Below are 25575 nucleotides of genomic sequence, written 5' to 3'. Positions count from 1 at the left end.
GCAGCGCGGCACGTGCCGTGACCCCCGCCGTCCCTGCGGTCAGCGGACTGTGCGGCCGTGGTCGTCGGGGGACTTCTGCGGGGGTGTCCGGGACAGGAACAGGCCGAACACCGGAGGCTTGGCCTGCAGCATCTCCAGCCGTCCGCCGTCCGCCTCCGCGAGGTCCCGGGCGACCGCGAGGCCGATGCCGGTGGAGTTGTGACCGCTGATCGCCCGTTCGAAGATGCGGGCGCCCAGCTCGCCGGGCACCCCCGGCCCCTCGTCGGTGACCTCGACGACGACCTGGTTGCCGGTGACCCGGGTGCGCAGGGCGACCGTGCCGCCGCCGTGCATCAGGGAGTTCTCGATCAGCGCGGCGAGCACCTGGGCGACCGCCCCGGGCGTGCCCACCGCCCGCAGGTTGCGCTTGCCGGAGCTGACGATGGCGCGGCCCGCGCTGCGGTAGGCGGGGCGCCATTCGGCGAGCTGCTGCTGGATGACCTCGTCCAGTTCGAAGGTGACGGCGGAGCCGGTGCGCGGGTCGCGGGCGTTGGTCAGCAGCCGCTCGACCACGTCGGTGAGCCGTTCCACCTGCGTCAGCGCGATGGTCGCCTCCTCCTTCACGGTGTCCGGGTCGTCGGTGAGGGTGATCTCCTCCAGGCGCATGGACAGCGCGGTGAGCGGGGTGCGCAGCTGGTGGGAGGCGTCGGCGGCCAGGCGCCGCTCGGCGGTCAGCATGCGGGCGATGCGCTCGGCGGAGGAGTCCAGCACGTCGGCGACCCGGTCCAGCTCCGGTACGCCGTAGCGTCGGTGCCGGGGGCGGGGGTCGCCGGAGCCGAGGCGTTCGGCGGTCTCCGCGAGGTCGGTGAGCGGGGAGGCGAGCCGGTTGGCCTGGCGCACGGCCAGCAGCACCGCGGCGATCACCGCGAGCAGCGCCACCAGGCCGATGATCAGCAGGGTGCGGCCGACCTCGCGGGTCACGGAGGAGCGCGGCTCCTGCACGGTGACCGTCTCGCCCTCCTTGCCGGGGGCGGAGGCGCTGATGACGTCGCCGTCGGGTTTCGTGCCGATCTCTATGGGTGCGCGCCCGGGGATGGCGACGACGGCGTAGCGGTCCTCGGTGATCTGGTCGCTGAGGATCTCGGCGCTGATCTTCTCCTCGACGAGCAGCCGGCTGTCGACGATGCTGGCCAGCCGCACCGCCTCGGACTCCACGCGTTCACGCGCGGTCTCGCTGATGGTGCGCGTCTCGACGATCACCAGGGAGACGCCGAAGACGGCGATCACGACGAGCACCACGGCGAGCGTGGACTGGATCAGACGGCGACGCATGGCCTGTTACGCATGTCTCTCGTCCGGCGGCGGCCCCGGCGGGGGCTCAGCTCTTCTCGAAGCGGAAACCGACACCGCGCACGGTGGCGATGTAGCGGGGGTTGGCCGCGTCGTCACCCAGCTTCTTGCGCAGCCAGGAGATGTGCATGTCGAGCGTCTTGGTCGACGACCACCAGGTGGTGTCCCAGACCTCGCGCATGAGCTGGTCGCGGGTGACGACCCGGCCCGCGTCCCGGACCAGCACCCGCAGCAGGTCGAACTCCTTGGCGGTGAGCTGGAGTTCCTCCTCGCCCATCCAGGCCCGGTGCGACTCGACGTCGATCCGGACGCCGTGCGTGGCGGGCGGCTGCTGCGGTTCGGCGGCGCCGCGCCGCAGCAGGGCCCGGACCCGGGCGAGGAGTTCGGCGAGGCGGAACGGCTTGGTGACGTAGTCGTCGGCGCCGGCGTCGAGTCCGACGACCGTGTCCACCTCGTCGGCGCGGGCGGTCAGGATCAGCACGGGGACCGTGTGCCCCTCCGAACGCAGCCGGCGGGCCACCTCCAGCCCGTCCATGCCGGGCAGCCCGAGGTCCAGCACCACCAGGTCGACGCCGCCGCGCAGTCCGGCGTCGAGCGCGCTGGGGCCGTCCTCGCGCACCTCCACCTCGTACCCCTCCCGGCGCAGGGCACGGGCCAGCGGCTCCGAAATGGACGCGTCGTCCTCGGCGAGCAGTACACGGGTCATGGAGTGATGGTAGTCCCGCCGCCACCAGGCCAGGGGCGTGATCGCCGGGCCGGACCGCCCTCCGGTGCCGCTTCCGCTCCCGGGGCCGCCCGGGCGGGGGCGGCGGCCGGTGGTGCCCCGCCGTGCGTCCTGCGGCTGTGGGGTGCGAGGGTGGGACGGGCCTTCGAATGGGCGATCGAAGTGCCCGGAAACCTGTGATTCACGTCTCAAGTCCTTCCATGTCCGGTACTGTCCTGCCGTATGGTGAACCAACGCCTGTTGCACCACGGGGACCTTTGGCGCAGTTGACGCTGAAGGTCTCTTTTGTGTGCGGGCCGGTGCGGGTTCCGGCCCCGCCGGTCCCGGAAGGAATGACCTGTTGCCGGGCCTGTCGCGCGCATCGCCGCGCGGAAGGTGTGGATCCCGGTGGCCGCCGTCCGCCGCTCCGCGATCCGGAGCGGGATCCCCCGGGCGTGGGGGGGACGCACGGCCTGCCGGTGCCGGCTCCCCCCACCGGGCGCGTGCACCCTCGCGCGGACGCGTCCCGACCAGCAAGGAACGACCATGGCGTCCAGCCTGACGAAGGACTCGGTCAGTCCGGGTACCCCCGGTAACGAGAAGACCTTCTTCGGCCACCCCCGCGGACTGGCCACTTTGTTCATGACCGAGATGTGGGAGCGGTTCTCCTACTACGGCATGAAAGCCCTGCTCACCGTCTACCTGCTCTCCGGCGGTCCGGACGCGGGCAAGGACAGCATGGGCGGCGGCCTGGCCATGGACGTGGCCACCACCACCGTCATCGTGTCCGTCTACTCGGCGATGGTCTACCTGCTCGCGATGCCCGGCGGCTGGCTCGGCGACCGCGTCTGGGGCCCGCGCCGCACGGTGGCCATCGCCGCCGTCACGATCATGTCCGGCCACGTGGTGCTGGCCCTCCCCGGCGGCCAGGCTCCGTTCTTCGCCGGCCTGGCGCTCGTCGCGGTGGGTTCGGGCCTGCTCAAGGCCAACATCTCGACCATGGTCGGCCACCTGTACGACGGCCCGGAGGACCCGCGCCGCGACGGCGGCTTCACGATCTTCTACATGGGCATCAACATGGGTGCCTTCTTCGCCCCGCTGGCCATCGGCACCGTCGGCCAGAAGGTCAGCTGGCACCTCGGCTTCGGCATGGCCGCGGTCGGCATGGCGATCGGCCTCGCGGCCTTCCTTCTGGGCACCCGCAACCTGAGCCCGCAGAGCAGCGTCGTGCCCAAGCCGCTGGCGGCCGAGGAGCGCGTCGCGTGGCTGCGCAAGGGCCTCGTCTGGACGGCCGTCACCGCCGTCTTCTACGGCATCGTCGGCTTCACCGGCCACTTCACCCTGAACTGGGCGATGATCCCGCTGACCGTCATCGGCCTGCTCGTCCCGACGGGCGTGCTGGTGCGCATCAAGCGGGACAAGGAGCTCTCCTCCGACGAGCAGTCGAAGATGACCGGCTACATCTGGTTCTTCGTCGCGGCCGCCGTGTTCTGGATGATCTACGACCAGGGCGCGTCCACGGTCCAGGCGTTCGGTGAGGGCAAGGCCTCCGGCTCGCTGCTGGGCTTCGACTTCCCGTCCTCGTGGTACCAGTCGCTGAACCCGTTGTTCATCATGGCCCTGGCGCCGGTCTTCGCCTCGCTGTGGCTGTGGCTGAACCGCAAGGGCAAGGAGCCGAGCACGATCGTGAAGTTCGCGATGGCGCTGGTCCTGATCGGCGTGTCGTTCTTCTTCTTCCTGATCCCGCTGGGGATGGCGGCCGACGGCACCGCGGTCAGCCCGATGTGGCTGGTGGGCATCTACTTCATCATGACCGTGGGCGAACTGTGCCTCTCCCCGGTCGGTCTGTCGGTGACGACGAAGATGGCTCCCGCCAAGTACGCCAGCCAGATGATGGGCGTGTGGTTCCTCGCCGTCACCGCCGGCGACTCGATCACCGGCCTGATGTCCAACCCGGCCGTCGGCGGGGTGGACCTCAGCGGCTCCGCCGCGGTGGCCGTGCAGGCGGCCCTCGCCGCACTCGCCGGTGTCGCGGTGTTCATGTACCGGCGCAACGTCAAGGCGCGGATGGGCGACGTCCGCTGACACCACCTCACGACCGCGCGGAGGGCCGCCGCACCTTCAAGGTGCGGCGGCCCTCGCCGTGAGCGGATCCGGGCGTCCCGCCCGTGTGCCCGTGCGCCGGCTCGGCCGTCAGGCCTTCGTCTGCACGCTCCAGGACCGGGTGAAGCTGTACCGGTGGCCAGGAGCCCGGGGGTAGTGGAGCCCGGGGAGCGTGGAGCCCGGGGAGCGTGGACGGACGACCGGACACGGCCGTCCCGGGTGGCCGGGGCGCGGGGAGGGAACGGGCGGCTGGAGCCCGGGGGCAGGCTGGGGAGAGTGACCGGAAGCGCAGGGGGAGAGACGGCGCACGCCGGATCCGTGGTGATCCGGCGAGTGCGTGCGGGGTGACGAGGGGCGGAAGGGCCGGGGCGGCGTCAGGCCGGGGCGCCGAGTTCCGCCCAGACGGTCTTGCCGGGCATGCCCGGGGTGCGGACGACGCCCCAGTCCAGGCAGAGGCGCTGCACGATGAACATGCCGTGGCCGCCGGGCCGGCCCGCCCGGTGCGGGGTGCGCGGGGCCGGCTGTCCGGTGCCCCGGTCGGTGACCTCCACCCGGATCACCTTGTTGTCGCAGGTGATGCCGAGCTGGTCGGGTCCTTCGGCGTGCAGGCAGGCGTTGGTGACCAGTTCGGACACGACGAGCAGGACGTCCTCGGCGGCGGCCCGCTGCTCGGCGCCCGCGGCGGGCAGCCAGCCCCACGCGTACAGCGCCTGGCGGGTGAAGTCCCGGGCGAGCGGGACGACGCCGCTCTGGTCCTCGAAGCTCAGTCTGCGGGTCTGCCGTCCGCCCGGCCCGGGCGTCCCGCCCGCTGCGGCCGACGAGGCGTCCGTGGCCTTCTCCGCGGCGGGCTGCCCGGCCGGGGCGCCCCGCGCGCCGGACGCCTTCGTCATCCGCGCGGTGCCCCCGGACGCACCGGAAGCGCCGCTGGGCTCCGCACCGCGGTCGCCCGGCGGGTAGGGCCGGGTGGTGCTCATCAGCGCTTCACCTCACCGTGTCACCAGTTCACCATTCAAAATGTCCATGTTCAGTCAGTCACGCCGCGACGGCCCGGCCGGTTCCCGCCGGCGCCACGACCACGGCTTCCGATCCGTTCAGCATGTCTCCTGCCCGGGGGTACGCACGGGACACCCCCGTATTCGCACGAAAAGACACGACGGCCGGATCACGCGTGTCACCGCGGCGGCCAGGGAGCCCGTCGCCCGCGGCCGGCCCGCGTGCCCGGGTCACGCGGAATCGTCGGCCAGGGCCGCCTCGAGCGTGTCGTGGACGGCGAACACGGCGTCCGCCCCCGTGATCTCGAACACCCGCGCCACCACGGGCTGCATGCCCGCGAGGTGCACTCCGCCGCCGGCCGCCTCGGCCTTCAGCCGGGCGCCGAGCAGGACATTGAGTCCCGTGGAGTCGCAGAACTCCAGCCGGGAGCAGTCGATGACCAGCCTCTTGAATCCCTTGGCGAGGCAGCCCTCCAGCGGCTCGCGCAACAGGTCGGCGGTGTGGTGATCCAACTCACCCGCCGGTGTCACGACGGCACTGGGGCCTTCTTCTCGCACCTCGACCAGAAGCCGGCCCGACTGTGCGCTGCCGACCGTCCCGCGGTCCATGCCGCTCTCTCTCCTGCCGTCGTGACTGCTTGCTGACGCTCTCGAACATTACGCCTTCCCGCCGCGCTTCGACAGCCGAACAATCCCCCGCAAATGGACATATACCAACAAAACGCACTTGCGGCGGGCTCGGCAAAGCGGGTAGGGCTAGTAAAGACACGTACCCGACACGGCCGGCTTTGGAGGCGCCGCACACCGCAGTGCACGTATTTGGCTTCGGCAGCCATATGCCGAGAACGATGGAGGACATCATGTCACCCCGGCTCGACGCATCGCCTACCCATACAGCGACGTCGACACGCACTCCGGAACATCTGGATCCCATCGAGCCGGACGACGACCCCGTCGTCCTGGACGACCTGCTCGCCGGTCTCCCGGAGATCCCCCCGTACGACGAGGTGGCCCCGGTCGACGCCCGGGCCCTGTCCAAGACCCTCTTCGAGCGCCTCGAATCGCTGGACGAAGGCACCCACGAGTACTCGTACGTACGCAACACGCTCGTCGAACTCAATCTCGCCCTGGTCAAGTTCGCCGCCTCCCGCTTCCGCTCGCGCAGCGAGCCGATGGAAGACATCATCCAGGTCGGCACCATCGGCCTGATCAAGGCGATCGACCGCTTCGAGATGTCGCGCGGGGTGGAGTTCCCCACGTTCGCCATGCCGACGATCATCGGCGAGATCAAGCGCTTCTTCCGCGACACCTCGTGGTCCGTGCGCGTCCCGCGCAGGCTCCAGGAACTCCGGCTGGACCTGGCCAAGGCCGGTGACGAACTGGCCCAGCAGCTCGACCGCGCGCCGACAGTGGCCGAGCTCGCCGCCCACCTGGGCATCACCAACGACGAGGTCGTCGAGGGCATGGCCGCGTCCAACGCCTACACCGCCTCCTCACTGGACGCCCAGCCGGAGGAGGACGACGCCGAGGGCGCGCTGGCCGACCGGATCGGCTACGAGGACCACGGCCTCGAAGGCATCGAGTACGTCGAGTCCCTGAAGCCGCTCATCGCCGAACTGCCGTCGCGCGACCGGAAGATCCTGTCGCTGCGCTTCGTGGCCGGCATGACCCAGTCGGAGATCGGCGAGGAGCTCGGCATCTCCCAGATGCACGTCTCCCGGCTGCTCTCCCGCACCCTGGTGAAACTGCGCAAGGGTCTGACCGTCGAGGAGTGACCCGGCAGCGTCCCGCGTCCGTCCGGCACCGGCGCCCTCCTGGGGCACCGGGCTCCGGACGGGCGCGGGACGCTCTCGTTACCGATGGTCAGCCTTGTCCTCGCACGCCGTCTCCTCCACCCGGCTGACCGGCCTGCTGTGCCCCGCGCCACGCCCTCCCCCGTCCGGCGGTGACGCCGTGTCCGTGAGGGGCGGTCGGGCAGGGCGGCCAGCGTGGTGGGCGGGGAGCCGACGGGCGCTGCGCGGCGGGGGAGCCGCCTGCTCCGCCGTCCGCGTCGGCCCGCCGCCGGTCACACCACGCGTGCGCCGCGCCGCCACACCCCCGCGACCAGCGGGACGCCGGGGCGGTAGGCGAGGTGCACGTGGCTGGGGGCGTCGAGGAGCACCAGGTCCGCGTACGCCCCCGGGGCGATGCGCCCGACGTCGGTGCGGCGCAGGGCCGCCGCGCCGCCCGCGGTGGCCGACCAGACGGCCTCGTCGGGGGACATCCCCATGTCCCGCACCGCGAGGGCGATGCAGAACGGGACGGAGGACGTGAACGAGGAGCCCGGGTTGCAGTCGGTGGACAGCGCGACGGTGGCCCCCGCGTCCAGCAGGCGCCGCGCGTCGGGCCAGGCGGCCCGGGTGGAGAACTCGGCGCCGGGCAGCAGCGTGGCGACGGTCCGGCTGTTCGCGAGGGCGTCCACGTCGGCGTCGGTGAGGTGGGTGCAGTGGTCGGCGCTGGCGGCGTCGACCTCCACGGCGAGCCGGACGCCGGGGCCGTGGGTGAGCTGGTTGGCGTGGATGCGCGGGTGCAGGCCCCTGGCCCGGCCGGCGGTGAGGACGGCGCGGGCCTGGTCCCCGTCGAAGGCGCCCTTCTCGCAGAAGACGTCGATCCAGCGGGCGTGCGGCGCGCAGGCGTCCAGCATCTCCCCGGTGACGAGGTCCACGTAGGCGGCCGGGTCGTCCGCGAACTCGGGGGCGACGATGTGGGCGCCGAGGTAGGTGACCTCGTCGGTGTGGCGAGCGGCCAGGCGCAGGGCGCGGGACTCGTCGGCGACGGTCAGGCCGTAGCCGGACTTGGTCTCGAAGGTGGTGGTGCCCTGCCGCAGTGCCTCGGCGAGGTAGCGGGTGAGGTTCGCCTCCAGTTCCGCGTCGGAGGCGGCGCGGGTGGCGGCGACGGTGGTGCGGATGCCGCCCGCGCTGTAGGGGCGGCCGGACATGCGGGCGTTGAACTCCTCGGTGCGGTCGCCCGCGAAGACCAGGTGGGAGTGGGAGTCCACGAAGCCCGGCAGGACCGCCCGGCCGCCGGCGTCGACCCGGTGGTCGGTGGCGGGTGCCGTGCTTGCTTCACCGGTCCACACGACGCGCTCGCCCTCGATGACGACGGCCGCGTCGCGGATCAGGCCCAGGGGGGAGTCCCGTCCCAGGGAGGGGTCGTTGGTGACCAGCATGGCGATGCCGGTGATGACGGTGCTGCTCATGGTGTCCTCGTGGGTGGCTCGGCGGGCACGTCGGGCGGGGCGTCGGGGATGCGGGCGTCGGGGGTGCGGGCGTCAGGAGTGCAGGGCCCGGACGGCGTCCGCGAGGGCTCGCGGCACGTCGGGGACGAGGGTGTGCTCCCCGTCGCGCACGACGTGCCGGCCGCCCACGACCGTGTGGCGCACGTCGGCCGCCGTCGCGGCGAAGACGGCCGTCTCGGCGCCGAGTCGCGGTGGGGGCCCTGCGGTCCTGACCGAGTCCAGCGCGAGGGTGGTGAGGTCGGCGAGCGCTCCGGTGGCGAGGGTTCCGGCCCGGTCCCAGCCGAGGGCGGCGTGCCCGTCGGCGGTGGCGGCGCGCAGCAGGGCGGCGGCCGTCCAGTGGCCGCGGGTGCGGGTGCGCAGCCGTTCGTTCAGCTCCAGTGCGCGGGCCTCCTCCAGCAGGTCGACGACGGCGTGGCTGTCGGAGCCGAGGGAGAGCGGGGAGCCCTTGCTCTGCAGGGCCGCCGCGGGGCCGATGCCGTCGGCGAGGTCGCGTTCGGTGGTGGGGCACATGCAGGTGCCGGTGCCGCTGCCGCCGATCAGGGAGATGTCCGCGTCGGTGAGGTGGGTGTTGTGGACGCCGGTGGTGCGCGGGCCGAGCACGCCGTGGTCGGCGAGCAGTCGGGCCGGCGTGCGGCCGTGCGCCCGGTGGCAGGCGTCGTTCTCGGCGGTCTGCTCGGACAGGTGCACGTGCAGGGGGGCCCGCCGCTCCTCGGCCCACCCCGCCACGGTCGCCAACTGCCCGGCGGGCACGGCCCGTACGGAGTGCACGGCGGCCCCGATCCGTGCGTGGTCCGGCGCCGTGAGGCGGGAGACGCGGTCGGCCCAGGCGTCGGCGGTGCCGTCGGAGAAGCGCAGTTGGTGGTGGTTCGGGGGCTGCCCGAAGCCGGACGAGAGGTAGCAGGTGTCGAGGAGGGTGATGCGGATGCCCGCCTCGGCGGCTGCGGCGATCAGGGCCTCGCCCATGGCGTTGGGGTCGGCGTAGGGGGTGCCGCCGGGGCCGTGGTGCAGGTAGTGGAACTCGCCGACGGAGGTGATCCCGGCGAGGGCCATCTCGGCGTACACCGCGCGGGCGAGGGCGTGGTAGCTGTCGGGGGTGAGCCGGTCGGCGGCGGAGTACATCATCTCGCGCCAGGTCCAGAAGGTGCCGCTGCCGACCTGGACGATGCCGCGCAGGGCGCGGTGGAAGGCGTGCGAGTGGGCGTTCGCCAGTCCGGGCAGGGTGAGTCCGCGCAACACCTCGGCGCCGGGCGGCGGGGCGGTGACGCCCGGGACGACGGCGGTGAAGACGCCGTCCCGGACCTCCGCCGTGACGCCCGGTTCGACCCGGTCGCCCAGCCAGGCGTGCTCCAGCCAGTAGGTCCGCGCGGTGCTGCCGCCCGTGCTGCTGCCCTGCGTCACCTGCACGCCAGTCCCTCCAGTACGTCGGCGAGCGCGATCACCCCGGCCACGCAGTCGTCCTCGGCGGCGGACTCGGCCGGGGAGTGCGAGACGCCGGTGGGGTTGCGTACGAACAGCATGGCGGTCGGGATGCTCGCGGAGAGGATTCCGGCGTCGTGTCCCGCGCCGGTGCCGAGGACGGGCACCCGGTGGCCGGTGTCCCGGGCGAGGATGCGGCCGAGTTCGTCGCGCAGCGCGTGGTCGAAGCCGACCTCGGGCGTGAAGGACTCGCGCACCACGTCCAGGTCCACGCCGTGCGCGGCGGCGTGGTCGCGGGCGGCCTTCTCCACGGCCGCGGTCACGGTGTCGAGGGCCGCCTGGTCGGCGGCGCGCGAGTCGAGCCAGCCGCGCACCAGGGAGGGGATGGCGTTGACCCCGTTGGGTTCCACGCTGATCTTGCCGAAGGTGGCGACGGCACCGGCGAGTTGGGCCTCCCGGCGGGCGGCGAGGACGGTCTCGGCGTAGGGCAGCATGGGGTCGCGCCGGTCGGCGAGGCGGGTGGTACCGGCGTGGTTGGCCTCGCCCCGGAAATCGTAGCGCCAGCGGCCGTGCGGCCAGATGGCGGAGGCGATGCCGACCGGGTCGCCGGACAGGTCCAGGGCGCGGCCCTGTTCCACGTGCAGTTCCACGAAGGCGCCGATGCGGGCGAGGCGTTCGGGGTCCGGTCCGATCGCGTCCGGGTCGTACCCGGCGGCTTCCATGGCCTCGGGGAGGGTGATGCCCTCGCCGTCGGTGAGCCGGTGGGCCTGTTCCCGGGTGAGCTGCCCGGCGGTGAGGCGGGAGCCGACGCAGGCCAGGCCGAAGCGGGCGCCCTCCTCGTCGCCGAAGTTGACGATGCCGAGCGGCCGGGTGGGCCGGGCGCCCCGGTCGCGGAGTGCGTCCAGGGCGGCGAAGGCGGACACCACGCCGAGGGGGCCGTCGAAGGCGCCGCCGTCGGGCACGGAGTCCAGGTGCGAGCCGGTGACGACGGCGTCCCCGGCGGCCGGGTCGCCGAGCCAGGCCCACTGGTTGCCGTTGCGGTCGGTCTCGTGGGCCAGGCCGCGGGCGCGGGCCTGCTCCTCGAACCAGGCCCGGCAGTCGGCGTCGGCCCCGGTCCAGGCGTAGCGGCGGTAGCCGCCGGTGCCGGCGTCGCGGCCGACGGGCAGCAGCTGGGCCCACATGCGGTGGAAGCTCACGCCAGGTCACCCTCCCGCATGGGGATGCGCACGCCCCGGCTGTCCGCCACCGACTCCGCGAGGTCGTACCCGGCGTCGACGTGCCGGATCACGCCCATGCCGGGGTCGTTGGTCAGCACGCGCCGGATCTTCTCGCCCGCCAGGGCGGTGCCGTCGGCGACCGTGACCTGGCCGGCGTGGATCGAGCGGCCCATGCCGACGCCGCCGCCGTGGTGCAGGGACACCCAGGAGGCGCCGGACGCCACGTTGACCATGGCGTTGAGCAGCGGCCAGTCGGCGATGGCGTCGGAGCCGTCCCGCATGGCCTCGGTCTCCCGGTACGGGGAGGCGACGGAGCCGCAGTCGAGGTGGTCGCGGCCGATGACGACCGGGGCGGAGAGTTCGCCGCTGGCGACCATGTCGTTGAAGCGTTCGCCGGCCCGGTCGCGTTCGCCGTAGCCGAGCCAGCAGATGCGGGCGGGCAGGCCCTGGTAGTGGACGCGTTCACCGGCCATGCGGATCCAGCGGGCCAGCGACTCGTTCTCGGGGAAGAGGTCGAGGACCGCCCCGTCGGTCTTCGCGATGTCGGCCGGGTCGCCGGAGAGGGCGGCCCAGCGGAAGGGGCCCTTGCCCTCGCAGAACAGCGGGCGGATGTAGGCGGGGACGAAGCCGGGGAAGGCGAACGCCCGGTCGTAGCCGGCGAGCCGGGCCTCGCCGCGGAGGGAGTTGCCGTAGTCGAAGACCTCGGCGCCGGCGTCCAGGAAGCCGACCATCGCCTCGACGTGCCGGGCCATGGACTCGCGGGCGCGGGTGGTGAAGCCGGCCGGGTCCTTCTCGGCGGCCTCGGCCATGTCCTCGAAGGCGGTCCCGGCGGGCAGGTAGGCGAGCGGGTCGTGGGCGGAGGTCTGGTCGGTGACGATGTCGACCGGCGCACCCATGGCGAGGAACTGCGGCAGCAGTTCGGCCGCGTTGCCGAGCACGCCGATGGACAGCGGGCGGCGGGCGTCGCGGGCCTCGACGGCCAGCCGGAGGGCGTGCTCGGGCGAGTCCGCCTTCACGTCCAGGTAGCGGTGCTCGATGCGGCGGTCGATGGCGCGCGGGTCGCAGTCGACGCAGATCGCCACGCCGTCGTTCATGGTCACCGCGAGCGGCTGGGCGCCGCCCATGCCGCCGAGTCCGGCGGTGAGGGTGATGGTGCCGGCGAGCGTGCCGCCGAACCGCTTGGCGGCGACGGCGGCGAAGGTCTCGTAGGTGCCCTGGAGGATGCCCTGGGTGCCGATGTAGATCCAGGATCCGGCGGTCATCTGCCCGTACATGGTCAGGCCGAGGGCCTCCAGGCGGCGGAACTCCTCCCAGGTGGCCCAGTCGCCGACGAGGTTGGAGTTGGCGATGAGGACGCGCGGCGCCCACTCGTGGGTCTGCATGACGCCGACGGGCCGGCCGGACTGGACGAGCATCGTCTCGTCCTGCTTGAGGGTCTTCAGCGTGCGGACCATGGCGTCGAAGGAGCGCCAGTCGCGGGCGGCCTTGCCGGTGCCGCCGTAGACGACCAGCTTGTCGGGGTGCTCGGCGACCTCCGGGTCGAGGTTGTTCTGCAGCATCCGCAGGGCGGCCTCCTGCTGCCAGCCCAAGGCGCTCGGTTCGGTGCCGCGCGGCGCTCGGACGGTGCGGGGTCCTGACATGGTCTGCCTCCTGGGACGGCCACGGCTGCTCCTACGGTTATTCACATCCTCGTCGCCTGAATAGAACTAGTCAATACATCGGTGTGCCGACACGGGCGCGCGCCGGATGTTTGGCTGGACCCATGGGCACCGACGGGAAGAACGACGGCGGCTTCGGCCACGGTGACGGCGACGCCCCCGGTGCCGCCCGGGACGCGGCGGACCGGCGGAACGCGGCGGTGCGGGCCGCGGTGGAGCAGGGGCTGCTCGACCCGGACCGCCCCCTGGTGGCGCTGCTCGACGTCACCGGGATCCGGCGGTCGGCGGCGGCGCTGCGGGCCGCGTTCGCGGCGGTGACACCGCCCGGGACGCCCGTCCTGCACGCCTTCGCGGTGAAGGCCGCCCCGCTGGTGCCCGTGCTGCGGCTGCTGTACGAGGAGGGCATCGGCGCGGAGGTCGCGAGCCCGGGCGAACTGGCCCTCGCGCGGGCGGCGGGAGTGCCCGCGCGGCACACCGTGCTGGACTCGCCCGCGAAGACCCCGCGGGAACTGCGCGAGGCGCTGGCCCTGGGCATCGCCGTCAACGCGGACAACCCGCAGGAGCTGTCCCGGCTCGACGGGCTCGTCCCACGCTCCGGCAGCCGCTCCCCGCTCGGCCTCCGGGTGAATCCGCAGGTCGGGGCCGGCTCCATCGAGGCCCTGTCCACGGCCACGGCCACCTCCAAGTTCGGGGTGGCACTGCGCGACGAGGGCGCGCGCGAGCGGGTCGTACGGGCGTACCTGGACCGGCCGTGGCTGACCCGGCTGCACGCGCACACCGGCTCGCAGGGCGTCGCCCTGTCCCTGATGGCGCGCGGGGTGGCGGACGTGTACGCGCTCGCCGAGGAGATCAACCGGCGTGCCGGGCGGCAGCAGGTCGACACCCTCGACATCGGCGGCGGGCTCCCGGTGAACTTCGCCTCCGACGCCACCGACCCCACCCACGCGCAGTACGCGCGGCTGCTGAGCGAGGCGGTCCCGGGCCTGTTCGACGGGCGGTACGGGCTGGTCACCGAGTTCGGCCGGTCTCTGGTCGCCAAGCACGGCACGGTCGTGGCCCGGGTCGAGTACACCAAGAGCGCGGGCGGCCGGCCGGTGGCGGTGACGCACGCGGGCGTGCAGGTGGCGACGCGCACCGTGTACGCGCCGGGGGCGTGGCCGCTGAGGATCGCCGCCTACGACGCCAAGGGCCGACCGAAGGAGGGCCCGGCCGTGGTGCAGGACGTGGCGGGCCCGGCCTGCTTCGCGGGCGACCTGCTGGCCCGGGGACAGTCGCTGCCGCTGCTCGAACAGGGCGACCACGCGGCCGCCCTGGACACCGGCGCGTACTACTTCGCCCACCACTACGCCTACAACTCGCTCCCCCGGCCGGCCGTCCACGGCTTCGCCCCCGACGGCCGGGGCGGCATCGTCTTCTCCCCGGTCCGGCGCGCGCAGACCGTCGAGGAGGTCGTGGCCGAGTCGGGCGGCGGCTCCCCGGACGCCCTGACCCGCTTCCCGCCGGGCTGACCCGCTACCCGCCGGGCTGACCTGCTTCCCGCCGGCTCGGCCTGCCTTCCGCGGGGGCCTGCCTCGCGGAATGCGCGGCCGGACCGGGGGCCGGGCTGCCGGACCGGGCCATGCGGCGCGACCGGGCCATGCGGCGCGACCGGGCCCGGTCCTCGGTGAGCGGTTTCGTTCGGGCGAGGCGCCCGGGCCGGGGCGCCGGGGGCCTCGGGGCCGGGCAGGGGCCGGATCAAGCGCCGGGCGCCTCGGGGCCGGGCAGGGGCCGGATCAGGCGTCGGCCGGACCGGTCGGCGGCCGGGGGCGGTGGCGCGCCGGGGGCGGTGGCGCGCCGGTGTCCCCGGCGGCTGGGCGGCTGGGCGCCGGACCGGGCGCGGGCCTCGGAGTGGCTGCGGCCGGCCGTAGGGCGCCGGACGCACGGCTCGACGCGGGCGTCCCTCAGACGCCTGCCGGGGTGCGGCGGCGGGCGCCGCCGGGGGCCGCGTCGCCCGCGGCGATGCCGGTGGTGCGGTAGCCCTTGACCCGCTTGCCGCCGGCAGCGCCCGCGCGGCGGTCGAGCCAGTCGACGCGCACCCAGAGCAGGGTGTCGCCGGCCTGCTCCAGACGCCCGACCCAGGCCGCCTTCAGCCACAGGCCGACGCCGCAGCCCGCCATCAGCAGACCGCCCGCGGCGGGCAGCGCGAACGCGCTGCCGACGGCGGCGAGGAAGGCGAGCAGCAGCCACCAGCGGTGCCCGCGACGCCAGTTGCGCGCGGTCACCGCACGGTCCTGGAGCACGTCGTGCTTGCCCGCGCGGGCCGCCGAACGGGCCAGGGCGCGATACCGGCCCCGGCGCGTGTACGCCACGGCGGCCACCGCCACGAGGAACAGCGCCGCACCGGCGAGCACGCCGATCCGCCGCCCGGTCAGGCCCGGCACCAGCGCCCCGGTGCCCGCCGCACAGATCCCGGTCCACCACAGTGGCGCGGCTCCGGCCCGTACGACGACGGCCACCCGGGCCAGCCCCTGTCCTCCGCGCGTCACGTCCGGCCTCCTGTTCTCCCGTCCCACACGTCTGTCCCACCCGTCGGGGTGCTCCCGGGCGGTCGTCCCGGAAGAGGCAGGCTAGCGAGCCAAGGTGAGACGAGTCTGAGAATCGGCGCGGCCCGCCGCCTCCACCGTCACTCCCGTCACCCGGTCACCTCCACAGCCGTCGCCGGACCCCGCCGCCGCGCGCCCCGCGTCCGCCGTCATTCCACGAACAGACCGCGCGCCGCCGCCCGGGTGTCGAACTCCTCCAGGCGGGCCTGCGCGTCGGGCAGGCCGTCGCACATCGCCTCCAGCAGCACCCGCCCCAGCAGCATCGGCGCGCACGCCGTGTCGAAGGCGAGCCCGGTGCCGACGGCGGCGGGCAGCAGCAGGTCGGACACCTTGGCGACCGGCGCGAAGGCGGAGTCGGCCACGGTGACGACGGTCAGCCCCGCCTCCTTGGCGCGGGCGAGGGCGTCGACGACCTCACGGGGATGCCGGGGCAGGGCGAAGCACAGCAGCGCGTCCGCACCGGCCCGGGCGGCGGCGTCGATGCGGTCGTGGAGCATCGTGCCGCCCTCGTTCAGCAGCCGGACGTCGGGGTGGACCTTGGCGGCGAAGTAGGCGAACCCGTGCGCCTGGGCCGCCGCGGCCCGCAGGCCGAGGACGGGCAGGGGACGGCTGTGCGCGAGCACCCGGCCCGCCCGGCGGACCGGCTCCGGGTCGGCCAGCGCCTCCGCCAGGTGCCGCAGGTTCTCGATCTCGGCCTCGACGGCCTGCTGGTACTCGTTGGCGTCCGCGGCGGGGGGCGCGGGGTCGGCGGGCGCCACCTCGCGCAGGTGGCGGCGCAGGGCCGGGTAGCCGTCGAAGCCGAGCGCCACGGCGAACCGGGTCACCGAGGGCTGGCTGACCCCGGCCAGCTCGGCCAGTTCCACGCTGGACAGGAACGGCACGTCGGCGGCCCGCCGCACCATGCTGTGCGCGATGCGCCGCTGCGTCGGCGTCAGCCGGTGCCCCTCGAAGAGCGCCTGCAGACGCGCGGCGGGGCTGTCGGTGACGCTCATGGGCGGCTCCCCCTCGACCTCTTCACCTTCGCGGCCTCTTCACGTCCCGCAGGTCCTGTATGACTCCATACAACCGCACCGGGCGCCGGGCGGGCGGGTCAGGGAAGGTTTCGGCCCCAGGTCTGCAGGGCGTAGGGGCGCCCCTTCTCCTCGCCCTCGATCAGCGGGACGTCGAGCGGCCGGAAGCCCGCGCGGGTGGCGACGGCGACGCTGGCGGCGTTCTCGGGCTCCAGTTCAAGGATCACGCGGTCGGCACCCAGCTGCTGGTGCGCGTAGGCGGCCATCAGCCGGACCGCTCGCGCCGCGAGCCCCTGGCCGCGGTGCGCCGGGCCCACCGCGTAGCCGAGTTCGATGCCCGCGTCGCTCCGGCGGAGCATCACCTCGCCGCACGGGGTGCGGCCGTCGACCGTGATCGCGAGCAGGATGACGCTGCCCTCCGCCCGCAGGCGCCGGTCCCGCTCCAGGCGGGCGCGGGCGGCGGCCTCGTCGAAGGGGCTGGCGAGGGGCGTCCAGTACGCGATGTCCGGGTGGTCGAAGAGGGCGGGCATGGCGGGCAGGTCGTCCTCCGTCCAGTCCCGCAGGACCAGCCCCTCGCCCCGCAGTTCGAGGGGGGCCGGAAAGGGCGGGGCGGCGCTCGGCATGATGCGGGACCTTCCTGGTCGGCGGTCGGCGGTCGGCAGTGGCAGTCGGCACTCGGCCGTCGGCAACCGGCAACCGGCAGCCGGCGGTCGGCGCGGACGGCGGCGGCGACGACGCAGGATAGCCGGGACGGGGCCCGGCCCCCGCCCGGTTTTCCGTGCCCGGCCGGGCCGGCCGTACCCCGGCGGCCCCGCTCCCGGCCCCGTACCCCGGCCGGCCGTCCTCCGGGACCCCGCGCCCCACCCCCCGGCGCGCGGGCGCGCGGGAGCCCGGCAGGCCCGAGCCGCAGACGGGGGCTAACCCCAGTGCCGTCGGCGCGGGGCCTGCCTACCGTGGGTCCCATGACCGGAATGGAAGCGCGGGACGCCGATGTCAAGAAGGAACTCGCCGCCACCCTGCAGGCCCGCAGGGAACTGGGCGAGGAGTACGAGTCCGCGCTGGTCGACTCGTTCCTGGAGAAGGTCGACCAGCGCATCGACGGCGCGGTGGAGCGGCGGGTGCGCCGGCAGATGGCCGAACAGCAGATGACGGCGGCCCGCGACTCCCGCGCGCCCAAGGCCACGGACAGCTGGGGCGAGCGGTTCGGGTTCGGGATCGTCTCGCTGGTGCTCGCGGTGCCGCTGTCCGCCATCGGCGGCGGCGTGGGCCAGCTTCCCGGCCTGCTCGTCGCCTGGGCGGGCATCGTCGGCGTCAACGTGGTCCAGGCCGCCCGCATGTATCCCGGTCTCTTCGGCGGCCGGGGCGGCCGCGGGCCGCGCAGGGACGACGACTGGACGGAGTGATCCGCGGCGGGCCGGACGGGCCCGCGGCGGGCGCCACCGGGATGCGCGGGGACCGTCGTTCCCCCGTTGCCGGGGGACGGGACGACGACGGTCCCCGCGAGGGACGCGGGCCGGCCCACGGCCGGGAGCGCGTCCGTGGCGTCGGTGGAGATCCGGGAGCCGCTCCGGAAGGTCCTGACGCCGCTCGGTGCCGGCCGGGAGCGAAGTCTCCCCGGCGCTGTGTGCCCGGGAGGTGCGCCACCGCCCCTTGCCGACACCCCTGACTGTGCCGGACGCGTGTTAAGCGCGTGCTGCGTGCACGTGACACCCGCGTACCAGGTGCGCGAAGACCCCGGCGCGCCTGCCGCCGGCCGACGGTTTCCCTGGTCGGCGGGGCCGAGGAACCCGGGGTCCTCATGGCCGCGCGGCCGTCGCCCCGGCCGCCGCCCCGAGGCGGGAGGCCGCCCGCCGTCCGGCTCACGGCTCCCCTGCCGCCCGCCGTCCGGCTCACGGCTCCCCTGCCGCCCGCCGTCCGGCAGGCACGGAGCAGCGGGCGGAGCGGTCGGCGGGTTCAGCCGGCGGGCGCGAGCCCGTGCGTCACTTGCCGCCCTTGGCGAGGAACGCCAGCAGGTCCTGGCGGCTGACCACGCCGGTCGGCTTGCCCTCGACGAGGACGATCGCCGCGTCGGCCTTGCCCAGCACGGCCATCAGGTCCTCGACCGGCTCGCCCGAGCCGACCTGCGGCAGCGGGGCGGACATGTGCTTCTCCAGCGGGTCGTCCAGGGAGGCGCCCTTGCTGAACAGGTGGTCCAGCAGTTCCCGCTCCACCACGGAGCCGACGACCTCGGCGGCCATCACGTCCGGGTGACCGGCGCCGGGCTTGACGACCGGCATCTGCGAGACGCCGTACTCGCGCAGCACCTCGATGGCCTGGCCGACCGTCTCGTCCGGGTGCATGTGGACCAGGGACGGCATGTGGTCGCCGGCCTTGTCGTCCAGGACGTCGCCGACCCGGGCGCTGGGGCCCGCGTCCTCCAGGAAGCCGTAGTCGGCCATCCACTCGTCGTTGAAGATCTTGCTGAGGTAGCCGCGTCCGCTGTCCGGCAGCAGGACCACGACGACGTCGTCCTCGTCGAGCCGGGAGGCCACTTCGAGGGCCGCCACGACCGCCATGCCGCAGGAGCCGCCGACCAGCAGGCCCTCCTCCTTGGCGAGGCGGCGGGTCATCTGGAAGGAGTCCTTGTCCGACACGGCGACGATCTCGTCCGCGACGGTCCGGTCGTAGGCGGTCGGCCAGAAGTCCTCGCCGACGCCCTCGACCAGGTACGGGCGCCCGGAGCCGCCGGAGTACACGGAGCCCTCGGGGTCGGCGCCGATGACCTTGACGCGGCCGTCGCTGGCGTCCTTCAGGTAGCGGCCGGTGCCGGAGATGGTGCCGCCGGTGCCGACGCCCGTCACGAAGTGGGTGATCTTCCCCGCCGTCTGCTCCCACAGCTCGGGGCCGGTGGAGTGGTAGTGCGACAGCGGGTTGTTCGGGTTGGAGTACTGGTCGGGCTTCCAGGCACCGGGCGTCTCACGGACCAGCCGGTCGGAGACGTTGTAGTACGAGTCGGGGTGCTCGGGCGCCACGGCGGTCGGGCACACCACGACCTCGGCCCCGTACGCCCGCAGGACGTTGATCTTGTCCAGGGACACCTTGTCCGGGCACACGAAGATGCACTTGTAGCCCTTCTGCTGGGCCACGATGGCGAGTCCCACGCCCGTGTTGCCGCTGGTCGGCTCGACGATGGTGCCGCCCGGCTGCAGTTCCCCGCTCTTCTCGGCGGCCTCGACCATGCGCAGGGCGATGCGGTCCTTCACGGAGCCGCCGGGGTTGAAGTACTCGACCTTGGCCAGGACGGTCGCCCTGATGCCCTTGGTCACGCTGTTGAGCCTGACGAGCGGGGTGTTGCCGACGAGGCTGATCATCGAGTCGTGGAATTGCACCGTTGTCTCCGGATGCTGCAAAAGATGCGGTCGTAGTGGTCCAGCCAGCCTAGGCCCTTCACGACACGGACGGTCCGCGCCGGGCGCGGGCCCCGGCCGGGTCGTTCACTCACAGGTGAGATTGGACCACCGTGCGTACGGGGCAAGCACTGGGTGAGGGCTTCGGAGGAGGTGGCGGCGAGGCATGACGAGCATGTCGAGGGCGAGAGCGGCCCGGCGGATCGCGGCCGGCGCGGCGTACGGCGGCGGGGGCATCGGTCTCGCCGGGGCGGCCACCGTGGGACTGCTGGTGGCACAGGCGCAGCTCGCGCGGCGCCGGGTGGGCAACGGCAGGTCGCCGCACGTGCCGAACGCGGACGGCCTGTACGGCGCCGCCTACACGGTGCCCGGACGGCCGGCGCTGCGGTTGACCATGCTGGGCGACTCCACGGCCGCCGGGCAGGGCGTGCACCGGGCCGGGCAGACCCCGGGGGCCCTGCTGGCCTCCGGCGTGGCGGCGATCGCGGAGCGGCCGGTGGGGCTGAGCACGGTCGCGGTGCCCGGGGCCTGCTCCGACGACCTGGACCGGCAGGTGTCGCGGGCGCTGGCGGACCCGTCCCGGGTGCCGGACATGTGCGTGATCATGATCGGGGCGAACGACGTCACGCAGCGCATGCCGGCCACCCGCTCGGTGCGCCACCTGTCGGCGGCGGTCCGGCGGCTGCGGACGGCGGGCGCGGAGGTCGTGGTGGGCACCTGCCCCGACCTGGGCACCATCGAGCCGGTCCAGCAGCCCCTGCGCTGGCTGGCCCGGCGGGCTTCCCGGCAGCTGGCGGCGGCGCAGACGATCGGCACCGTGGAGCAGGGCGGCCGGACGGTGTCGCTGGGCGACCTGCTGGGCCCCGAGTTCGCCGAGAACCCGCGCGAGCTGTTCGGCCCCGACAGCTACCACCCGTCGGCCGAGGGGTACGCGACGGCCGCGATGGCAGTACTGCCGACCGTGTGCGCGGCGCTGGGCCTGTGGCCCGCGGAGGAGGAGCGTCCGGACGCCTCCCGCCGCGAGGGGTTCCTCCCGGTGGCCCGGGCGGCGGCCGAGGCCGCGTCGGAGGCCGGTACGGAGGTCGCCGCGGCGATGCCCTCGGGCCCGCGCGGCCCCTGGGCCCTGCTCAAGCGCCGCAGGCGCCGCCGCGTCCAGGAGACGGAGCCCGCGGCCCCGGCGGCCCCCACCACGTCCCCGTCCCGGCAGCCCTGAGGGCGGGCCCGGCCGGTGCGGTTGGCGTGCGGCGTGCTGGGCGACAGGCCCGGGGCATCGGGCGGGGCACGGGCGGTGCACCGGCGAGCGGGCGGGCGCGGTGGCCCCGGGAACCGGGAGGGGACGCCGGCGCCCCATCGCCCCGGTGAGGCACGTGGGCGGGCGTCACGGGGCGGCCGCCCCGGCTGCACGGTCGTGGCGGGCGCGACCGAGTGCCCGGCCTGCACGGTGACCGGGGCCTGTCGGACCGTCGCGGCCCGCCCGGTCGCCGCAGGCGGTACGGCCCCCGGCCGGGGGCGGACCGCCCGGCCGGGCGAAGGGGCCGGTGCAATCGGCGGTACCCGCCGTATCATCGGAGAGGACAGAAACAAAGCAAGCGCTTAGACAGTTGCGGCCCATGTCACACCGCGCCCCCCGTGACCCCGCCGATACGGCCGGGTAACTTCCCAGGCAGCCCTGCCCGACCGCGCGGTATGCGTCCCGCCGCCCGACCACCACCCCGACCGGCGCGAAGCGCCGCCCCTTCCCTCAGGAGCCGTGATGCCCGAAGCCGTGATCGTTTCCGCCGCCCGCTCCCCCATCGGCCGCGCCTTCAAGGGGTCCCTGAAGGACGTGCGTCCGGACGACCTCACCGCCACGATCGTCCAGGCCGCCCTCGCCAAGGTGCCCGAGCTGGACCCGAGGGACATCGACGACCTGATGCTCGGCTGCGGCCTGCCCGGCGGCGAGCAGGGCAACAACCTGGGCCGGATCGTGGCCGTGCAGATGGGCATGGACCACCTGCCGGGCTGCACCGTCACCCGCTACTGCTCGTCCTCGCTGCAGACCTCCCGGATGGCACTGCACGCCATCAAGGCCGGCGAGGGCGACGTGTTCATCTCGGCCGGCGTCGAGACGGTCTCCCGGTTCGCCAAGGGCAACTCCGACAGCCTCCCCGACACCCGCAACCCGCTGTTCGCCGAGGCCGAGGCGCGCACCGCCGCGGTCGCCGAGTCCGAGGGCTCCACCTGGCACGACCCGCGCGAGGACGGCCTGGTGCCCGACCCGTACATCGCGATGGGGCAGACCGCCGAGAACCTGGCCCGCCTCAAGGGGATCACCCGCGAGGAGATGGACGAGTTCGGCGTCCGGTCGCAGAACCTCGCCGAGGAGGCCATCAAGAACGGCTTCTGGGAGCGCGAGATCACTCCCGTCACGACGCCGGACGGCACCGTGGTCGCCAAGGACGACGGCCCGCGCGCCGGGGTCACCATGGAGGGCGTCGCCGGGCTCAAGCCCGTCTTCCGCCCCGACGGCCTGGTCACGGCAGGCAACTGCTGCCCGCTCAACGACGGCGCCGCCGCGCTCGTCATCATGAGCGACACCAAGGCCCGCGAGCTCGGCCTGACGCCGCTGGCCCGGATCGTCTCCACCGGCGTCTCCGGTCTCTCCCCCGAGATCATGGGCCTCGGCCCGGTCGAGGCGTCGCAGCAGGCCCTGCGCCGGGCCGGCCTGACCATCGACGACATCGACCTGGTCGAGATCAACGAGGCGTTCGCCGCCCAGGTGATCCCGTCCTACCGCGAGCTGGGCATCCCGCTGGAGAAGCTGAACGTCAACGGCGGCGCCATCGCCGTCGGCCACCCCTTCGGCATGACGGGCGCCCGGATCACCACCACGCTGATCAACTCGCTGCAGTACCACGACAAGCAGTTCGCGCTGGAGACGATGTGCGTCGGCGGCGGGCAGGGCATGGCGATGGTCATCGAGCGCCTGAGCTGAGCAGCGCAGCGTAGCCGCGGCGGCACCCTCCGTCCGCGTTCGGCCCGGAATCCCGGAACTGCCGGGGCTCCGGGCCGATTTGTGATCCAATCGCCCTCAGGATGTGACCTATCCCTCCCGCCACAGGGATTCACGCAGGTCAGAGCCCCACCCCTCACCCCCCTGGAAACAACACTCTGTCCGTTTCGTGACGTTACGCACTGACAGATGGTTAGTCCACCCTTCAAGCTGATGTAGGAAGTCGGGGGTCGACTTTGAACCGGGAGTACGTCAGTGAGCGCCATGCCGATCGCCCTGCTGATCACCACGGCCGCCACCGGCGCCGTGGGCGTCGCGGTCCTGCGCAGCATCTTGGTGCTGCGGCGACAGGTCGCGGCCCTGCACACCGAGCTCGTCGAAAGCCGAGCCGCCGCCACCCGCGCGCTGCTTCCATCGGCCCGGACGGCCGACGCCGACGAGATACGCGCGGCCGTCGCGGAAGCCCTCGCCGAGGAGCGGGAGCGGGAGCTGGCCGAGGCGCGGGCCTTCTGGGCCGCCCAGGAGGCGCGGGACGCCTCCGACGCGCCGTCCCTGCTGGGACTGTCCGACAGTGAGCTGTTCCTGCCCCGGCAGGCCGACTTCGTGGGCCTGGAGCCGGTGACCGAGGCGGGCCCCGAGGCCGACGAGCACCCCGCGGACTCGCCGGAGCTGGCCGCCGCCCGCCGCCGCCACCCCTCGCACCCGGACTTCGTGCCGAACCCGCCGCCGGCCGTCAACGACCACGAGCGCACCGTGGCGACGCTGGAGGAGCTGGCGGCCACCCGGGTGGAGCTGGCGGACGTCCGTCCGGGCCCGCTGGGCACCCTGGACGTCTACGTCTTCGCCGACGGCACCACCCTGTGCATGACGCCCGGTCACCGGGAGACCGCGGAACGCCTGGCGACGGCGCTGCAGGCGGGCGAGAGCCCGTTCCTGCTCGGCGGCTCCGGCATCTCGGGCGCGTACACCCTGACGTTCTCCTGCGGTGAGGACAACGTGTACATCCTGGCGGACCGGGTCATAGCGTCCCTCTGACGCCCCGGCCCCCCGGCCCCCGGCCGCGGGACCGGTCACGGGATCACCGGTCACCGGGTCACCGCCGCCTCGGACGCCGTACGCGTGTCCGCGTCCCGGCCGGCCCGCCGGACCGGCCCGCCCGCGGCCGTGGCCGCTTGGCGCCGGGTCCCCCCTCAGACCCCGGCGCGTTTCTGCGCCTCCTCCACCAGCCGGGCCGCCTCGGCGACCTCGTCCTCGTTCTTCAGTACGAGCGCCAGGTCGTGCCCGGCGACGGTGATCTGGTCGGCGGCGGCGAACATCCCGGCGTCGGGCATCTCGCGGGGCTCGGATCCCGGCTCCTCCGCCAGCTGGGTCCGCCGGGCGAACTCCCTGGCCAGGGCGAGCGCCTCGGCGGCCGCCCCCCGTTGCAGCCGGCTCTGCGGCGCGGCCCGCAGGCGGTCGGCGAAGTGATCCACGGCACGGGTGAGGGATGTCGTATCAACCACGCGGCGAGCGTACGCGGCGCGGCAGGACTGTTGCCAACGGACGAACGCTCGGGCACGGTGACCTGAAGGACCGGCTTTCATCCCCTGCGTCCGGAGGCGCCGATGTCCCAAGTCTTCTCCGAGGAGACCCATCGCAACCTGCTCGCCCGCATCCCCCAGTGCACCGGTCGTGAGATCTCCGACTGGCTGCGCACCGTCGACGACGGCCCGGCCCTCCGCTTCGAGGAGAAGGTCAGCTGGCTCCGTCACGAATACGACCTGGCGTACGGTCACGCCAAGGCGATCGTCCACGAGTACGACCTCAGAAGGGCCGCGCGCAAACTGCGCTAGCGCCGCCCGCCGGCACCGGCCGCGGTGCGGCACGACGAAGGGCCCCGGGACGGATCCCGGGGCCCTTCCGCGTGCCGTGCGGCGCGACGCGTCAGTCGCTGCTGTTGAAGATCGCGATGAGTCGCAGGAACTCGAGGTAGATCCACACCAGCGTCAGGGTGAGGCCGAAGGCGGCGAACCACGCCTCCTCGCGCGGCGCGCCGTAGGCCAGCCCGTCCTCGACCTGCTTGAAGTCCAGGGCGAGGAAGCAGGCACCGAGGATGATGCCGACGATGCCGAAGACGATGCCGAGCGGGCCGCTGCGGAAGCCGAGGCCGTCACCGCCGCCGAAGACCGCGAACAGCAGGTTCACGCCCATCAGCAGGATGAAGCCGAGCGCGGCCGCCATCACGAAGCCGTAGAAGCGGCGGTTGACGCGGATCCAGCCGGCCTTGTAGGCGACCAGCACACCGGCGAAGACCGCCATGGTGCCGAGCACGGCCTGCATGGCCGCACCGTCGGCGATGCGGTTGTCGACGATGCTGGAGATCACGCCGAGGAACACACCCTCGACGGCCGCGTACGTCAGGATCAGCGCCGGCGAGGCCTTGCGCTTGAACGACTGCACCAGCGCCAGGACCATGCCGAGCAGCGCGGCACCGATGCCGATGCCGTACGACCGGCTGATGTTGGCGTCGTCCACGGGCAGCAGGGCCCAGGCGAGCGCCGCGGTGACGACCAGGAGACCGAGGGTCGACCCGGTACGGATGATGACGTCGTCCATGGTCATCCGGCCGGGAGCGGCCGGAGCCTGCGGAGGCGCACCGTGCTGCAGGTCCTGCTGGGCGTACGGGTTCTGCGCGTACGGGTTCTGCGCGTAGGGGTTGCCCGTCGGCTGCGCGTACGGGTTGCCCTGCGTGGCGACAGCGGGACCCCCGGCCTGCGGCGCGGTGCCGAAGCCCGCGTAGCCGTTGTCGCGGCTGAACCCCCGTCGCGAGAAGACCGGGTTTCTGCTCCTCATTTCACTCCTCCATGGCCGCACTGCGCGGCCTTGGCTCAAGAGTAATAGGTAGGCAAAGGGAATGACCCAGTGCTTGGG

The 25575-nt window shown here is 73.8% G+C and carries 22 protein-coding genes; 8 read left to right on the top strand and 14 right to left on the bottom strand.

What is annotated here, in order from left to right; genetic code table 11:
- Positions 1-39: 39 nt before the first annotated feature.
- Together ACSU53_RS18745 and ACSU53_RS18740 are read right to left on the bottom strand one after the other, a co-directional pair.
- A complete protein-coding gene (locus ACSU53_RS18745; protein WP_437029218.1) occupies positions 40-1311 on the bottom strand; it encodes an ATP-binding protein in 1272 nt (423 codons plus the stop codon).
- A gap of 46 nt (positions 1312-1357) precedes the next feature.
- On the bottom strand, positions 1358-2035 hold the full coding sequence (locus ACSU53_RS18740; protein WP_437029216.1) for a response regulator transcription factor: 678 nt from the start codon (positions 2033-2035) through the stop codon (positions 1358-1360).
- Between the two features lie 543 nt (positions 2036-2578).
- Here ACSU53_RS18740 and ACSU53_RS18735 point away from each other — a divergent pair.
- Complete coding sequence (locus tag ACSU53_RS18735) at positions 2579-4117, top strand: peptide MFS transporter (protein ID WP_437029214.1); 1539 nt, start codon at positions 2579-2581, stop codon at positions 4115-4117.
- Positions 4118-4509: 392 nt separating this feature from the next.
- Here the strand turns inward: ACSU53_RS18735 and ACSU53_RS18730 are convergent, their stop codons facing one another.
- Both ACSU53_RS18730 and ACSU53_RS18725 read right to left on the bottom strand, forming a co-directional pair.
- Positions 4510-5109, bottom strand: a complete 600-nt coding sequence (locus ACSU53_RS18730; protein WP_437029211.1) for an ATP-binding protein — start codon at positions 5107-5109, stop codon at positions 4510-4512.
- 249 nt (positions 5110-5358) lie between these two features.
- Positions 5359-5736 carry an STAS domain-containing protein gene (locus tag ACSU53_RS18725; RefSeq protein WP_437029209.1) on the bottom strand — a complete coding sequence of 126 codons (378 nt, stop codon included), beginning with the start codon at positions 5734-5736 and terminating at the stop codon, positions 5359-5361.
- Between the two features lie 239 nt (positions 5737-5975).
- Between ACSU53_RS18725 and ACSU53_RS18720 the strand changes: the two genes are divergently transcribed.
- Positions 5976-6902 (top strand): RNA polymerase sigma factor SigF, encoded by a 927-nt coding sequence (locus tag ACSU53_RS18720; protein WP_437029207.1) that lies wholly within the window; start codon positions 5976-5978, stop codon positions 6900-6902.
- Positions 6903-7192: 290 nt separating this feature from the next.
- Here ACSU53_RS18720 and hutI read toward each other — a convergent pair whose 3' ends face one another.
- The 4 genes from hutI to hutU form a co-directional block, all read right to left on the bottom strand.
- Positions 7193-8365 (bottom strand): imidazolonepropionase, encoded by a 1173-nt coding sequence (gene hutI / locus ACSU53_RS18715; RefSeq protein ID WP_437029206.1) that lies wholly within the window; start codon positions 8363-8365, stop codon positions 7193-7195.
- 72 nt (positions 8366-8437) lie between these two features.
- Positions 8438-9802, bottom strand: coding sequence for a formimidoylglutamate deiminase (locus tag ACSU53_RS18710; protein ID WP_437033279.1), 1365 nt, complete (start codon positions 9800-9802; stop codon positions 8438-8440).
- Complete coding sequence (locus tag ACSU53_RS18705) at positions 9799-11016, bottom strand: allantoate amidohydrolase (protein ID WP_437029205.1); 1218 nt, start codon at positions 11014-11016, stop codon at positions 9799-9801. The genes ACSU53_RS18710 and ACSU53_RS18705 overlap by 4 nt, the downstream gene beginning before the upstream one ends.
- Positions 11013-12677, bottom strand: coding sequence for a urocanate hydratase (hutU, locus tag ACSU53_RS18700; RefSeq protein WP_437029203.1), 1665 nt, complete (start codon positions 12675-12677; stop codon positions 11013-11015). Before hutU ends, ACSU53_RS18705 begins: the two co-directional genes overlap by 4 nt.
- Before the next feature lie 122 nt (positions 12678-12799).
- On the opposite strand from hutU, the gene ACSU53_RS18695 reads away from it, so the two are divergent.
- Positions 12800-14203 carry a diaminopimelate decarboxylase gene (locus ACSU53_RS18695; RefSeq protein WP_437029201.1) on the top strand — a complete coding sequence of 468 codons (1404 nt, stop codon included), beginning with the start codon at positions 12800-12802 and terminating at the stop codon, positions 14201-14203.
- Between the two features lie 432 nt (positions 14204-14635).
- On the opposite strand, the gene ACSU53_RS18690 is transcribed toward ACSU53_RS18695, so the two are convergent.
- The 3 genes from ACSU53_RS18690 to ACSU53_RS18680 form a co-directional block, all read right to left on the bottom strand.
- Positions 14636-15220, bottom strand: coding sequence for a hypothetical protein (locus ACSU53_RS18690; RefSeq protein WP_437029199.1), 585 nt, complete (start codon positions 15218-15220; stop codon positions 14636-14638).
- A gap of 206 nt (positions 15221-15426) precedes the next feature.
- Positions 15427-16269, bottom strand: a complete 843-nt coding sequence (locus ACSU53_RS18685) for a MurR/RpiR family transcriptional regulator (RefSeq protein WP_437029197.1) — start codon at positions 16267-16269, stop codon at positions 15427-15429.
- 98 nt (positions 16270-16367) lie between these two features.
- Positions 16368-16910 (bottom strand): GNAT family N-acetyltransferase, encoded by a 543-nt coding sequence (locus ACSU53_RS18680; RefSeq protein ID WP_437029195.1) that lies wholly within the window; start codon positions 16908-16910, stop codon positions 16368-16370.
- A 348-nt stretch (positions 16911-17258) separates the two neighbouring features.
- Here ACSU53_RS18680 and ACSU53_RS18675 point away from each other — a divergent pair, with 348 nt between their 5' ends.
- Positions 17259-17690 carry a hypothetical protein gene (locus ACSU53_RS18675; RefSeq protein ID WP_437033278.1) on the top strand — a complete coding sequence of 144 codons (432 nt, stop codon included), beginning with the start codon at positions 17259-17261 and terminating at the stop codon, positions 17688-17690.
- 576 nt (positions 17691-18266) lie between these two features.
- On the opposite strand, the gene ACSU53_RS18670 is transcribed toward ACSU53_RS18675, so the two are convergent.
- The gene (locus tag ACSU53_RS18670; protein WP_437029193.1) at positions 18267-19655 is read right to left on the bottom strand and encodes a cystathionine beta-synthase; all 1389 of its coding nucleotides are present in this window, start codon (positions 19653-19655) and stop codon (positions 18267-18269) included.
- A gap of 184 nt (positions 19656-19839) precedes the next feature.
- On the opposite strand from ACSU53_RS18670, the gene ACSU53_RS18665 reads away from it, so the two are divergent.
- The 3 genes from ACSU53_RS18665 to ACSU53_RS18655 all read left to right on the top strand — a co-directional run bounded on the left by ACSU53_RS18665 (position 19840) and on the right by ACSU53_RS18655 (position 23700).
- Complete coding sequence (locus ACSU53_RS18665) at positions 19840-20886, top strand: SGNH/GDSL hydrolase family protein (protein WP_437029191.1); 1047 nt, start codon at positions 19840-19842, stop codon at positions 20884-20886.
- Positions 20887-21426: 540 nt separating this feature from the next.
- Positions 21427-22647 (top strand): acetyl-CoA C-acetyltransferase, encoded by a 1221-nt coding sequence (locus tag ACSU53_RS18660; protein ID WP_437029189.1) that lies wholly within the window; start codon positions 21427-21429, stop codon positions 22645-22647.
- Positions 22648-22920: 273 nt separating this feature from the next.
- Positions 22921-23700: a hypothetical protein gene (locus ACSU53_RS18655; RefSeq protein ID WP_437029187.1), complete on the top strand. Its 780-nt coding sequence runs from the start codon at positions 22921-22923 to the stop codon at positions 23698-23700.
- Between the two features lie 155 nt (positions 23701-23855).
- On the opposite strand, the gene ACSU53_RS18650 is transcribed toward ACSU53_RS18655, so the two are convergent.
- The gene (locus ACSU53_RS18650) at positions 23856-24167 is read right to left on the bottom strand and encodes a hypothetical protein (RefSeq protein WP_437029186.1); all 312 of its coding nucleotides are present in this window, start codon (positions 24165-24167) and stop codon (positions 23856-23858) included.
- 102 nt (positions 24168-24269) lie between these two features.
- On the opposite strand from ACSU53_RS18650, the gene ACSU53_RS18645 reads away from it, so the two are divergent.
- The gene (locus ACSU53_RS18645; protein WP_437029184.1) at positions 24270-24497 is read left to right on the top strand and encodes a DUF4287 domain-containing protein; all 228 of its coding nucleotides are present in this window, start codon (positions 24270-24272) and stop codon (positions 24495-24497) included.
- Positions 24498-24588: 91 nt separating this feature from the next.
- Here ACSU53_RS18645 and ACSU53_RS18640 read toward each other — a convergent pair whose 3' ends face one another.
- Positions 24589-25497, bottom strand: coding sequence for a Bax inhibitor-1/YccA family protein (locus tag ACSU53_RS18640; protein WP_437029182.1), 909 nt, complete (start codon positions 25495-25497; stop codon positions 24589-24591).
- Between the last annotated feature and the right edge of the window lie 78 nt (positions 25498-25575).

This window comes from Streptomyces sp. enrichment culture, assembly GCF_964273255.1.
In the GTDB taxonomy this organism is placed as follows: Bacteria; Actinomycetota; Actinomycetes; order Streptomycetales; family Streptomycetaceae; genus Streptomyces.
Note: the sequence above shows the minus strand (reverse complement) of the source record. Positions and strands in the feature narration are given on the sequence as shown.